This is a genomic window from Pseudactinotalea sp. (genome assembly GCF_048594945.1).
Taxonomy (GTDB): Bacteria; Actinomycetota; Actinomycetes; order Actinomycetales; family Beutenbergiaceae; genus Pseudactinotalea.
This window is the reverse complement of the sequence record NZ_JBMDXJ010000357.1, coordinates 32,701-45,835: the sequence shown is the minus strand read 5'-3', so window position 1 is coordinate 45,835 and position 13,135 is coordinate 32,701. Positions and strand designations below refer to the sequence as shown.

Annotated in this window: 10 protein-coding genes; 8 read left to right on the top strand and 2 right to left on the bottom strand. The window is 70.4% G+C overall.

Annotated features, from left to right (window positions below; all coding sequences use genetic code 11):
• From ACOJSN_RS16265 to ACOJSN_RS16255, 3 genes are all read left to right on the top strand, one after another.
• On the top strand, window positions 1-421 hold a 421-nt coding region (locus tag ACOJSN_RS16265; protein WP_420113536.1), incomplete at its 5' end, for a 6-phosphogluconolactonase.
• Between the two features lie 26 nt (window positions 422-447).
• Entirely contained in the window at window positions 448-1,653 is a 1,206-nt protein-coding gene (locus ACOJSN_RS16260) for an N-acetylglucosamine-6-phosphate deacetylase (RefSeq protein WP_420113535.1), read from the top strand.
• Between the two features lie 72 nt (window positions 1,654-1,725).
• Window positions 1,726-2,487, top strand: coding sequence for a copper homeostasis protein CutC (locus ACOJSN_RS16255; protein WP_420113534.1), 762 nt, complete (start codon window positions 1,726-1,728; stop codon window positions 2,485-2,487).
• An 88-nt stretch (window positions 2,488-2,575) separates the two neighbouring features.
• On the opposite strand, the gene ACOJSN_RS16250 is transcribed toward ACOJSN_RS16255, so the two are convergent.
• Window positions 2,576-3,559: a LacI family DNA-binding transcriptional regulator gene (locus ACOJSN_RS16250; RefSeq protein ID WP_420113533.1), complete on the bottom strand. Its 984-nt coding sequence runs from the start codon at window positions 3,557-3,559 to the stop codon at window positions 2,576-2,578.
• Window positions 3,560-3,706: 147 nt separating this feature from the next.
• Between ACOJSN_RS16250 and ACOJSN_RS16245 the strand changes: the two genes are divergently transcribed.
• From ACOJSN_RS16245 to ACOJSN_RS16225, 5 genes are all read left to right on the top strand, one after another.
• Complete coding sequence (locus ACOJSN_RS16245; protein WP_420113532.1) at window positions 3,707-4,930, top strand: Gfo/Idh/MocA family protein; 1,224 nt, start codon at window positions 3,707-3,709, stop codon at window positions 4,928-4,930.
• 93 nt (window positions 4,931-5,023) lie between these two features.
• Entirely contained in the window at window positions 5,024-6,964 is a 1,941-nt protein-coding gene (locus ACOJSN_RS16240) for an ABC transporter substrate-binding protein (protein ID WP_420113531.1), read from the top strand.
• Window positions 6,965-7,000: 36 nt separating this feature from the next.
• Window positions 7,001-7,993 carry an ABC transporter permease gene (locus ACOJSN_RS16235; RefSeq protein ID WP_420113530.1) on the top strand — a complete coding sequence of 331 codons (993 nt, stop codon included), beginning with the start codon at window positions 7,001-7,003 and terminating at the stop codon, window positions 7,991-7,993.
• A 3-nt stretch (window positions 7,994-7,996) separates the two neighbouring features.
• Window positions 7,997-9,157 carry an ABC transporter permease gene (locus ACOJSN_RS16230; RefSeq protein WP_420113529.1) on the top strand — a complete coding sequence of 387 codons (1,161 nt, stop codon included), beginning with the start codon at window positions 7,997-7,999 and terminating at the stop codon, window positions 9,155-9,157.
• 2 nt (window positions 9,158-9,159) lie between these two features.
• On the top strand, window positions 9,160-11,022 hold the full coding sequence (locus ACOJSN_RS16225) for an ABC transporter ATP-binding protein (protein ID WP_420113528.1): 1,863 nt from the start codon (window positions 9,160-9,162) through the stop codon (window positions 11,020-11,022).
• A 146-nt stretch (window positions 11,023-11,168) separates the two neighbouring features.
• On the opposite strand, the gene ACOJSN_RS16220 is transcribed toward ACOJSN_RS16225, so the two are convergent.
• Complete coding sequence (locus tag ACOJSN_RS16220; protein ID WP_420113527.1) at window positions 11,169-13,127, bottom strand: alpha/beta hydrolase family protein; 1,959 nt, start codon at window positions 13,125-13,127, stop codon at window positions 11,169-11,171.
• Between the last annotated feature and the right edge of the window lie 8 nt (window positions 13,128-13,135).

Sequence of the window (13,135 nt, the reverse complement as noted above, 5' to 3'; positions counted from 1 at the left end):
GGCCGAGGCCGCGCGCTACGAGGCGCTGCTGCGCGAGGCGCCGCTCGACCTCGTCTGCATGGGGATCGGTGAGAACGGCCACCTCGCGTTCAACGAGCCGCACGTCGCGGACTTCGACGACGACCGCTGGGCGAGGATCATCACGCTCACCGACGAGTCGGTGCAGCAGCAGGTGGGCGAAGGTCACTTCCCTGACGAGGCCTCGACCCCGCGCACCGCGATCTCGCTGACCATCCCGGCGCTGCTGTCCGCGGCGTCGGTGCAGGTGTGCGCGCCTGAGCAGCGCAAGGCCGCCGCCGTGGCCGCCACCGTGACCCAGGAGATCAGCCCCGCGGTCCCGTCCACGAAGCTGCGCGAGGCACCGCACGCCACACTGTTCCTCGAGCCGTCGTCGGCGGGGCTGCTGCCCGCCACCGCCTGACCGACCGGCTCGGATCGGAGCCACGCGTGTCGGAGACCCAGCGCACCACCGTGATCGCCGGTGCCGCCGTGCTCATGGCCGATGGCCGGGTGCAGCCCGGGTCCGTCGTCATCGAGGGCGGCGCCATCGCCGAGGTCACCACGCGGCCGGTGCGCCGCCGAGGTGCCGCGGTCGTCGAGGCCGAGGGGCGGCTGGTCGTCCCCGGCCTCGTCGACCTGCACCTGCACGGCGCGGGTGGGGCGAGCGCGGAGGCCGTCGTCCCTCCGGGCGAGGACCCGGAACGCGACTCGGCCATCCCGCGGATCCTCCGCCACCTGGCGCGCGCGGGCGTGACGGCGACATTCGCGTCGTTGGCGAGCGACGCCGTCGGGACGATGGCAGCGCGCACAGGCGCTCTCAACGACTGGCGCGACCACCCACTCACCGATGGCGCCGAGCTGCTCGGCACCCACCTCGAGGGCCCGGTCCTCGCGCATGCCCAGTGCGGCGCCCACGACCCGGCGCTGCTGCGGGCACCCACACCCGCGGACGTCGCGACCCTGGCGGCGGCGTCACCGGCGATGATCACGCTGGCGCCCGAGCTGCCCGGCGCGATCGAGGCGGTGCGCGGTCTCGCTGCCGCGGGGGCGATCGTGGCCATCGGGCACAGCGAGGCCGGACCGACCGAGGTGAGTGCCGCCGTCGAGGCGGGTGCCACGCACCTGACGCACCTGTGGAGCGGGCAGTCGACCACCACCCGGTCGGGGCCCTGGCGGGTGCCCGGGCTGCTCGAGGCCTCGCTCGCGAGCGCCGACCTCACGGCCGAGGTGATCGCCGACGGCAGGCACCTGCCGCCCGAGCTGCTCGAGATCGCGCGCCGGTGCCTCGGCGACCGCCTGATCGCCGTCTCGGACGCGACCGAGGGCGCGGGCATGCCCGAGGGCTACACCTACGACCTGGCGACCGTGCGCTGCGAGGTGCGCGACGGCGTCGGCATGGTGATCGGGCAACCCGCCTTCGGCGGCAGCACCACCAGGCTCGACGGCATGCTCGCCCACCTGTGCCTCGACCTGGGATGGCCAGTGCCGGAGGTGATCGAGATGCTCAGCGCGCGGCCGGCCACGATCGCCGGCGTGGGCCACCGCAAGGGCAGGCTCGCGGCCGGGTACGACGCCGACCTGCTGGTGCTCGACGAGCGCCTGCGGCCGTGGCGCACCTGGGTCCGCGGTGTGCCGGCGCTGACGCCACGGTGAGGCCGACGCGTCGTACGATGTCGCGGCGCGGCCGAGCGGCGAGCCGGCCGTGACACGAGCCGGAGGGAAACGATGACGTCGGTAGAGATCTGCGTCGCCGACGTGGCCGGCGTTCACGCCGCGCGCGAGGGTGGTGCCGATCGTGTCGAGCTGTGCTCCGCGCTTGAGCTCGGCGGCGTGACGCCCAGCGCCGGGCTCGTCTCCGCCGCGTTGGACCGCGCAGGTCCGCTGACCGTGACGGTGCTGGTGCGGCCACGGGTCGGCGACTTCTGCTACTCCGCCTCCGAGGCCGAGGTGCTGCTCGCGGACGTGGCGTGGCTGGCCACGCTCGCCCAGGAACGGGAGCGTGCGGGTCCGGCCGCCCGACTCGAGATCACCACGGGCGCGCTGACGAGCTCGGGTGAGCTGGACGCGGCGACGCTGCGCCGGGTCCGCGCCGCCGCCGGCGCGATTCCGCTGGTCTTCCACAAGGGCTTCGATGCACTCGTCGACGCGCCGCGCGGCCTCGCCGAGCTCGCCGACCTGGGCTACTCGGGCGTCCTCACCGCCGGGGGTTCCGGAGCCGCGCGCGACAACCTGGCTGCCCTGCGAGCGCTCGTCGGGAGTGCGGGGGAGTTGCTGGTCGTGCCGGCCGGAGGGATCCGCTCCGCCGAGGTTGCGGAGGTGGTCGCCGCCACCGGCGCGCGCCGGGTGCACCTGCGCGCTCCCCGTGCGCTGCCACAGTCGGATGCCGCGAGCGGCGCCTACGGACAGCCCGTGGAGACCACCGACGCCGCCGAGGTCGCTGCCGTGGTCGCCGCGCTCGCGGACGGGCCGCCCGCTCGCCAGGCGTAGCAGAAGTGTCCCCGAGGGTGCGTTGTGCCCGGTTTCGCACGGGTTGGCGTAGCAGAAGTGTCCCTCAGGGCCGGTTCTGCACCGACCGCTACCGCGCGGGGGCGGTGCTGCCGCGGATGATCAGCCGGGTCTCGAGCTGGACCACCTGAGGTGGTGTGTCGCCCTGGTGCTCTGCCAGGTCGAGAACCAGGTCGACGGCGGTCATCCCACTCCTGCTGCCCGGCACGTGGATCGAGGTGAGGGTGGGGTAGGCCATGCCGGACATCGGGCTGTCGTCGATGCCGATCACCGAGATGTCGGGGCCGACCTTGACGCCGCGCTCAGTCATCCGGGCCATCAGCCCGAGGGCGATGAGATCGTCGTAGGCGATCACCGCCGTCAGATCCTTGCTGTGCACGAGATCGGCGGCGCGTACGCCGGCCTGGATCTGCGGCTCGAACGGGCCCAGCTCGACCAGCTCGATGCCGAGATCGGCGCACGCGGCCTGGACCGCGGTGCGGCGCTGGCCGTTCGACCAGGACCGGCGCGGCCCGTTGAGGTATCCGATGCGCGTGTGTCCGAGCGAGGCCAGGTGCTCGACCGCCTCCTGGATGCCCTCCGAGGCGTCGACCAGCACGCTCGTGGCGCCGGGGACCTCGCGGTTGACGAACACGATCGGCGCCAGCTCGACCAGCTGCGACAGGTTCTCCGCGGGCGTGCGCGGCGACACCACGATCAGTCCGTCCACGCGCTTGCGCATGATCCGTGCGCGCTTGATCTCGTCAGCCGGGTGCTCGTCGACATCGGCGATCAGCACGGTCTTGCCGCGGCTCGCAGCGCGCGACTGCACGGCCTTGATGATCGGCGGGAAGAACGGGTTCGCGATGTCGGGGACGATCAGCCCGAGGATGTCGCTGCGCCCCGACGTGAGCGAGCGCGCCACCTGGTTCGGCTCGTAACCCATCTCGCGCGCCACCTGGTGGATGCGCTTCCGGGTGGCCTCGTTGACCTTCTCGGTCCCGGACAACGCGCGCGAGACGGTGGATGCGGACATGCCGACCGCGCGAGCGACGTCGGCGAGGGTGACCGCCATGAAATCCCCTTTGTGAGGCACCGTTCGTGCTGCAACGTGCGCACGAGGCTATCGCAGCAGGGCGGCGGACGGTCCTGCTCGACGGCGGTGCACCAGGTGTCGCCGGGACCTTGCCGCAAGCGCTTGCGTTCCGTAGCGTGACCACACATGGTGACGAATGCGAGTCCGGCCCCTGCCCATGAGAGCGACCCCGAGGCGCGGCCGTTGCGGCTCGGCCTGGTGGGGAACGGCAACCGTGGCGTGATCGCCCGGACGGCGACGCAGGGCGACCCGGCCGCCACGGTCGTGGCCGTGGCCGACCCACACCCCCGCGCACAGGCACGTGCCGCCGAGCGGTTCGGCCCTGACGTCGCCGTGCACGACGACGTCGCCGGGCTGCTCGATCACGAGCTCGACGCCGCCTTCGTCACCTCGCTCGACCACCAGCACGCCGAGCACGCGATCGCGCTGATGGAGGCGGGTGTCGACGTGTTCGTGGACAAGCCGATGGCGACCACGGTGGACGACGCCGATCGGATGCTCCGCACGGCGCACGCGACTGGGAGTCGGCTGTACGTGGGTCACAACATGCGCCACATGCCGGTGATCTCGCTGATGCAGCAGCTCGTCGCGGAGGGGCGGGTCGGGCAGGTGAAGGCGGTGTGGTGCCGCTACTTCGTGGGCGACGGCGGCGACCGGTTCTTCAAGGACTGGCACGCCGAGCGCGCGAACGTGAACTCGCTGCTGCTCCAGAAGGGCGCCCACGACATCGACGTGATCCACTGGATCGCCGGCGGTTACACGCGCCGCGTGAGCGCGATGGGTGGGCTCACGGTCTACGGCGAGGTGACCGACCGTGAGGACCGCACCGGCCAGGTGGTGACCGAGTGGCTCGACCGCGAGAAGAACTGGCCGCCGCTGGAGCAGAAGGGGCTGCACCCGGTCATCGACGTCGAGGACCTGTCGATGATGACCATGCAGCTGGACAACGGCGTCTACGCGACATACTCGGAGTGCCACTTCACGCCCGACTACTGGCGCAACTACACGATCATCGGGACCGAGGGCAGGATCGAGAACTTCGGACTCGGCGAGGGTGGCGTCGTGCGGCTGTGGAACCGCCGCTCGGAGTACGCCGAGCACGGGCACGAGGAGTTCCCGATCCCGGACGCTCCGGGTGGCCACCACGGCGCCGACCCCTCGCTCCTGCGGGAGTTCCTCGCGTTCGTGCGCACGGGTGCACCCACCCGCACCTCCGTGGTCGCTGCGCGCGAGGCGGTGGCTACCGCGGCGACCGCCACCAGCTCGATGCGGGGCGAGTCCTCGGCCCTCGACGTGCCCGTGCTCGACCCCGAGCTGCGTGCCTACTTCGACGCCGGGCAACCTCGATGACACACAAGTTTGACATTGCCGCAACCGCTTGCGGTGCTATGGTCGAGAGCGAGTAGGAAGCACCGCACAGCTGCCGTGACCTGAGGAGAGCCGATGTCCCTGTCCCCGAACATGACCCGACGCACACTGCTGCTGATGGGCGGGGGTGCTGCCGCCGCGATCCTCACCGCCTGCTCGAGCGAGGAGCCTCCCAACCCGTTCGACGGGGGCGAGGGCGCCCTCGAGTCGCCGATGCTGGCGGAGCGTGTCGAGGCGGGAGACCTGCCCGAGCTGGCCGAGCGGCTGCCGGCTGATCCGAAGGTGGTCGAGGTCCACGAGGGGCCGGGCACCTTCGGCGGCACTCTGCAGCGCGCCCAGCTCGACGTCGGTGACGCCGGCGCCCTCACGGCGTTCGCGTCGGTGGGGCTGCTGGAGTGGAACTGGGCCGCCGACGCCGCCGAGCCGAGCCTCGCGGCCGAGTTCAGCAAGAACGACACCAACACCGAGTTCACGTTCGTGCTCCGCGACGGGCTCAAGTGGTCGGACGGTGAGCCTTTCACCTCGGCCGACCTCGCGTTCACGGTCAACGACGTGCTGCGCAACACGACCACGATCCCCGCGGCGCCGTTCTGGTTCAGCGACGGCGACGACCGCCCCACGATCGAGACGCCCGACGAGCTCACGATCATCTTCAGGTACAACAACGCGTTCGCGCTGTTCGAGAAGTACATGTGTCACCCGGCCGTGAGCAACCAGTTCCTCAAGCCGGCGCACTACCTGGAGCAGTTCCACCCGGACCACGCCGACCCCGACGAGGTGGACGCCGCCACCTCGGAAGCCGGCTTCGACTCCTGGGACCAGTACTTCGCCGACCGCGACAACTGGTGGACCAACCCCGAGCGCCCGGTGCTGGGCGCCTTCATGGTCACCAGCCCCGCCAACGCTCAGAGCGGCACCGCGTCGCTCGAGCGCAACCCGTACTACTGGAAGACCGATGGCGACGGCCGGCAGCTGCCCTACATGGATGGCGTGCAGGTGCAGGTGCTGACGCAGGACGCGATCGACCTCCGCGCCGCCAACGGCGACCTCAACTTCCAGGGCCACAACCTGGGCTACAACTCGGCGCAGGTGTTCCTGCAGAACGAGGAGGCCAACGGGTATCGGATGCTCCGGTGGCACAACGACGCCACGCTGCTGTCGATCTGCCCGAACCTCTCCCACCAGGACGAGGTGCTGCGCGAGCTCTTCCTTGAGCCCGACTTCCGGGCGGCGCTCTCGCTCGGGATCGACCGCGAGGACATGAACACCACGATGCTCGGCGGGCTCGGCGAGCTGCGCCAGCCCGTGCCCACCGAGGCCTCGGAGTACTACCTCGAGGGGCTGGGGCAGCGGAACCTCGAGCACGACGTCGACCGGGCCAACGAGCTGCTGGACGGCCTCGGGCTCACCCGCAGCGGCAGCGGCACCCGGCAGCGACCGGACGGCGCGCCGCTCGAGCTCGTGATCGTCTACGTCGACAGCACGGCCGGGGTCGCCACCAGCGATGCGTTCACGATGGTGCAGCGGTACTGGGAGGAGATCGGCGTCGGCTTGAGCCTGCGCCCGGTCGACCCGACCCTGTACGCCGAGCTGCGCTCTGCCAACGACTTCGACCTCGACGGCACCACGATGCCCAGCGACGACTTCGACCTGGAGCCGGTGTGGCTGATCCCCACCGGTGCGAACAGCCACTCCGCTCCTGGCTACGGCCAGTGGTACGCCACCCGCGGCGCCGAAGGCGTCGAGCCGCCGCAGGAGATCAAGGACCTCATGGACAACTGGGACGCGCTGCGTGGTGCCGAGTCCGACGAGGCACGCCTCGAGGCCGGCCACGCGATCGTCACCCAGCACGATACGCAGATGTACGCGATCGGCCTGCTCGGGCTGCCGTTCCAGCCGGTGATCGTGACGGACGACGTGCGCGGCGTCCGTGACGACGAGCCCAAGCTGTCCTTCTACTACGGGCGCGAGGGCATCACGAAGCCTGAGCAGATCTCCTTCACCGCCGCTTCCTGACCGTCAACGCGCCGTCGGGCGACGAGAGGAGGCTGCGTGCTTCGGTTCACCCTGTACCGGGTCCTGCACGTCATCCCGACCCTGATCATCATCTCGATCATCTCGTTCTTCATCATCCAGCTGCCTCCGGGTGACTTCCTCACCACGCAGGTCGCGAGGATGGAGGCGCAGGGCGAGAGTCTCGACCCTGCCCAGCTGGAGGCGCTGCGGCAGCGGTACGGGATCGGCGACCCGTTCTGGGTGCAGTACTGGAAGTGGATCAGCAACATCGTGCTGCACGGTGACTTCGGGTTGTCCTTCCAGTACCAGCGACCGGTCTCCGACCTCATCGGTGAGCGACTGGGGCTCACCGTGCTGCTGGGTGTGACCACGCTGGTGCTCACCTGGGCGATCGCGCTCCCCGCCGGCGTGGTCTCGGCCATCCAGCAGCACAAGCCGGCCGACTACGCGATCTCGATCCTCGGCTTCGTGGCGCTCGCGGTGCCGAACTTCCTCGCCGCGCTCGCTCTCGCCTACATCGGCTTCCGCTTCTTCGGTCAGAGCGTCGGTGGCTTGTTCTCTGCCGAGTACGTCAACGCGCCGTGGAGTCTCGGGCGCGTGCTCGACCTGTTCGGGCACCTGTGGATCCCGGTCGTGGTGATCGCGCTCGCCGGCACCGCGGGGATCATCCGCACCACGCGCGCGAACATGCTCGACGAGCTGCACAAGCCCTACGTCACGACCGCCCGCGCGAAGGGCCTCCCGGAGGGCCGCATCATCCGCAAGTACCCGTTGCGGATCGCGCTCAACCCGTTCGTCTCCACGGCGGGGTGGAACATCCCGTCGATCTTCGACGGCGAGGTGATCGTCGCGACCGTGCTCGCGCTCGGCACGACCGGACCGCTGTTGCTGGCCTCGCTGCGCTCGCAGGACATGTACCTGGCAGGAGGGATCATCCTCATCATCGCCGTGCTGACCGTCATCGGAACCTTCATCTCCGACCTGTTGCTCGCCGCTGTCGATCCGCGCGTGCGGTTCGGGAAGGCCTGAGCCATGACCCAACAACTCCCTGCATCCGACCCCGATACCGAGGCCGGCACCACCGACGACCTCGCCACCGAGACCGGTCAGAGCAGCAGCGACGTCGCCTCCGCCTCCCAGCGGCAGCTGATCTGGTGGCGGTTCCGCAAGCACCGCCTGGCGATGATCGGTCTGTGGCTGCTGGTCCTCATGTACCTGGTGGCCGCGTTCGCGGGTTTCGTGGCCCCCTTCAACACGAGCTCGTACGTGGGCGAGCACGCCTACCACCCACCGCAGGTGCCGCAGTTCTCGTTCGAGGAGGGGCTGTACGTCCACCCGACCACCGGGCACACCGACATCGAGACGCTCGCCCCGGTCTTCGAGGAGGACACCGAGGAGTTCATCCACCTGCGCTTCTTCGTGCATGGCGACGAGTACAAGCTGCTCGGCCTGTTCACCACGGATATCCACCTGTTCGGACCGAGTGAGCCGGGCGAGCGCTGGTACGCGCTCGGCGCCGACCGCACCGGCGCCGACCTGCTGTCGAAGATCATCTACGGGTCGCAGATCTCGCTGTCGATCGGCTTGGTCGGTGTGTCGGTGTCGCTGCTGCTGGGGCTGCTGCTCGGCGGCATCTCCGGCTACTTCGGCGGCACCGTGGACACCGTGCTGCAGCGTGTGATCGAGCTGTTCATGTCGATCCCGACGCTACCGCTGTGGCTCGGTCTTGCCGCTGCGGTGCCACCGCAGTGGGGTCCGGTGCCGACCTATCTGATGATCACCGTGATCCTGTCGCTGCTGGGCTGGACCTCGCTCGCGCGGGTGATCCGAGGGCGATTGCTTCAGATCCGTGACGAGGACTATGTCCTCGCCGCGAATCTCGACGGCGTCCCGACGTCCCGGGTGATCTTCCGTCACATGGTGCCCGCCTTCACGTCGCACATCATCGCCACCGTCTCGCTCGCGGTGCCGGCGATGATCCTGTCGGAGACCGCCCTGTCCTTCCTCGGGCTCGGACTGCGCGCACCGGCGGTGTCGTGGGGCGTGCTGCTGCAGGACGCGCAGAGCGTCAACGTGATCGCCACCGCGCCCTGGCTGCTGATCCCCGGTCTCGCAGTCGTGCTCGCGGTGGTGGCCTTCAACTTCGTCGGCGACGGTCTGCGCGACTCGGCCGACCCCTACGGGAAGAGGTAGCGATGGGATTCCTGCTGGACCGCCGCCGTCGAAAGATGGTGCCGACCAAGGCCCCCCGCGAGCTGGCAGCAGTCGAGGCCGACCCGGGAGAGATGACCGATCCCGAGGCGATCCTCGACATCCAGAACCTGCGCACCACGTTCCGCACCGACGAGGGCGAGGTCAACGCTGTCGACGACATCTCGCTGTCGGTGCGGCGTGGCCGGACCACCTGCATCGTGGGCGAGTCGGGTTCGGGCAAGTCGGCGACCGCGCGCTCGATCATCCAGGTCGTCGACAACCCGGGTCTCGTGGAAGGCGGGCGGATCCTGTTCCGCGCCGAGGCCGAGGGCACGATCCACGACATCGCCGCGTTGAGCGACAAGGGCGACGGGATCCGGTCGATCCGCGGCAGCCAGATCGGCCTGATCTTCCAGGAGCCGATGTCCTCGCTGAGCCCGGTTCACACGATCGGGAACCAGATCTCGGAGGTGCTCGAGCTCCACACCGAGCTCGACGAGCAGCAGATCCGTGAGCGCGTGATCGCCGAGCTGGACGCCGTGGGCATCCCGCAGCCGGCCGAGCGGATCGACTCTTACACCTTCCAGCTCTCCGGCGGCATGCGCCCGCGCGCGATGATCGCGAGGGCGCTGAGCGCCCGGCCCTCGCGGCTGACCGCCCACCCCCCCACGACCGCGCTCGACGTCACCACCCAGGCGCAGATCCTCGACCTGCTGGCCGAGCTGAAGCGCGAGCTGTCGATGACGATGATCTTCATCACCCACGACCTCGGTGTGGTGGCGGAGATCGCCGACGACGTCGTGGTGATGCGGCACGGCAAGGTCCTCGAGACCGGGCCGGTCGAGCAGATCTTCCACGACCCGCAGCACGACTACACCAAGGAGCTGCTCGCCAGCCTGCCGCAGCGTGAGGAAGCGGGCCAGAAGCCGAGCGAGGCCGAGGCGCCCGAGCGGATCGAGGTGAGCGACGCCGTCGACGAGGCCGTGCGACATGACGAGATCCGGGGCGAGCCGCTGCTGCGGATCGAGGGTCTGCGGATGGAGTTCGACAGCGTCTCGGGTGGCATGTTCTCGCGAGGAACGAAGAAGCGGATCGTGGCGGTCAACGACGTCAGCCTGCAGATCGCGCCCGGCAGCACGCTCGGCCTCGTGGGCGAGTCCGGCTGCGGCAAGACCACGCTCGGGCGGTGCGTGATGCGTGCCTACCAGCCCACGGCGGGCCAGATCCACTACGACGACGGCGAGCACGCGGTCGATCTGGCGGCGCTGTCGAAGAAGGAGCTGCGCCCGTATCGGCGGCTGGTGCGGATGGTGTTCCAGGACCCGTACGGCTCGCTGAACCAGCGCATGACCGTGCGCGAGGTGATCGGGGAGCCGCTGCGGGTCGCCGGGCTGGCGCACGGGTCCGAGGTCGACGACCGGGTCGAGCAGATGCTCGAGCGCGTGGGCCTGCGGCGGGCGATGGCGAGCCGCTACCCGCACGCGTTCTCCGGCGGTGAGCGGCAGCGGATCGGAATCGCCCGGGCGCTGATCACGAACCCGAAGCTCGTGGTCGCCGACGAGGCGGTGTCCGCACTCGACGTCTCCGTGCGCACGCAGATCCTCGAGCTGCTCGCGGAGCTGCAGGACGAGCTCGGGCTCACCTACCTGTTCATCTCGCACGACCTGTCCGTGGTCGAACGGATCTGCGACCGCGTGGCGGTCATGTACTACGGCAACCTCGTGGAGGAAGGACCGGCGGAGTCCGTGTTCGCGGACCCGCAGCACGGCTACACCCGCGCGCTGCTGTCGGCCGTGCCGGTCCCCGACCCCCGCCTGCGCGGCACCCGCCCGAGGATCGTCTACCGCCCGGAGGAGGCGGCGTAACGACGCGTGGTCGTTGCGTAGCAGAAGTGTCCATCAGGGTGGCTTCTGCCACGTGAATCGGCCGGCCGCGTAGTCGAAGTGACTCGTATGGCGGGTTCTGCAACGCCGGCCCACGGCTGCCCGCTCGCATCCCCAGCGCGGCGAGCTCAGCGGCGGCGCAGCCGGTGGTCGAGCAGCTCGTGAACGGCGTCAAGCGGCGCGTTCGCTGCCTGACCGGGGATCACGGCCTGCCACTCGCCGCGGCCGGTGTCGTAGAGGCGCTCGGTGAGTATCCGGTTCGGATCGACGACGTCGTCGGTCACGGTCACGGTGGTGATCCGATCGTCGGCGGCGGCCGCGACCTTGGCGACGAACGCCATCACGCCGTCGGCCTCGATCTGCACCGGGCTCTCGGGGCGGAGGCCCGGGAGCAGCGTGGCGAGGAAGGGGTCGTGCAGCGCGACGTCGATCGCGCGGGTGATGTCGAACGCCTGGCCGGCAGCGAGCGAGTCGTCGAGCCACAGCAGGTCGCACAGCAGCTTGAACACGCCGGACTTGTGGTTCCGCGGGTCGAGCCCGTCCTTGTCGTGCGGCGCGAGTGCGCCGCGACCACGAAGGTCGACGGCGAGAGTTGCCTCTCGACCGGGGCGCAGCATCGCGGGGTGCTGGATGGTCAGGGAGTCGGTGCCGCCGTCGAGCAGCAGCAGCCGCAGCGGGCGCGGTCCGTCGGTCGGTGCCGGGTCGGTGGGCAGCAGCACGCCTGCACCCCACACGTCACGCTCGGATCGCCACATGCCGTGCAGTACGCCGTCGACCGGTCCGGGCAGCCACCGGGTGTAGGGCGCACGGGGACGCCACCGGTGAGCGCGGACGCGCGCGTTCAGCCATACCCGTGCACGCTCTGGGCTGGGACGCTCGCGGCGTTCCGCGTCATCGCGGATCAGATCGTGCAGGAACAGCGAGCCGGGCAGGTCCACGCCCACCTGGCCGCTCGGCACCGCACGCATCTGCTCAGCGAGGAGCACCTGGATCTCTGGAGCGGCACCAGGCACCGGCAACCCGAACGCCTCGCAGAAGAACGCGGCTGCGGCAGCCGCGAGCGGCGGCGCGTACTGGTGCGTCACCGGTGCGGTGCGCAGCGAGATCGCCTCCTCGGCCCCGAGCGCCCGGTACGCCGCGCGCGCTCGCTCGAACGAAGCGACCGTGCCCTCCATCGGGAAGAAGTCGAACTCGGCGGCCAGCACGGCCAGCGGGCGCGGCGCGAACGTCGCGAGCAGGTCCGCGTGATCCACACCGTTCGCGGTGCCACCGGGCAGCACCTGCTCGGCATCCTGGCTCTGCCCCGACCACAGGTACACGCCGCGGCTGGTCACGAACGTGCCGGGAGCCGCCGCAGCGAACCGGTCCTCGAGTGCCAGCAGCCAGGTGGTCAGGGTGCCGCCACCGCTGTTCCCGGTGACGCCGATCCTGCTCCCATCGACCTCCGGAAGCGAGACCAGCAGATCGACCGCCCGCCGCGCATCGTGCACGAACCAGCGGATGATGCTCTGCCCCTGCAGCCAGGCCGGGATCCCCGCATACGTGTGCTGGGCAGTTCCCACCGGCACCTGCGGCTGACCCTGTTCATCGAGGTAGTCGAGCCGTTCACCCTGCCCGAACGGGTCGATCGCCAGCACGATCAGCCCAGCCTGCGCCAGCGTGGCGCACACCCGCTGGTACTCGGGGTTGGCGCGGCCGTCCGGGGTGTGTCCGCACACGAACAGCACGGCGGGCCGCGGCTCGTCGGCGCCGTCGGGGCGGTAGAGCGTGGCGGTCACCGGCACACCTGGCGAGGACTCGAACACGAGGTTCTCGACGGCGTAGCCCGCCATCTGCTCCGACCCTCGCCAGGTGGTGGGCGGGGGTCCGTCACCTCGCGCCGGCAGCCCGCCGATCCCGGCCAGCACCGCCTCGCGGGTGGCCCGCTGGTGGGCGTGGACCGCGCGGGCGGTGGTCGCCTGGTCGAGTCCGGCAGCGGTCTCGGCCAGCACCGCCTGGGTGCGCCGGTTGACGTGCAGGAGCAGGTCGAGGGAGACGTCGTGGTGACCGTCGAGGTTGGGGCGCCACCCCAGCGAGGTCGTGTCCATCCCGCTAC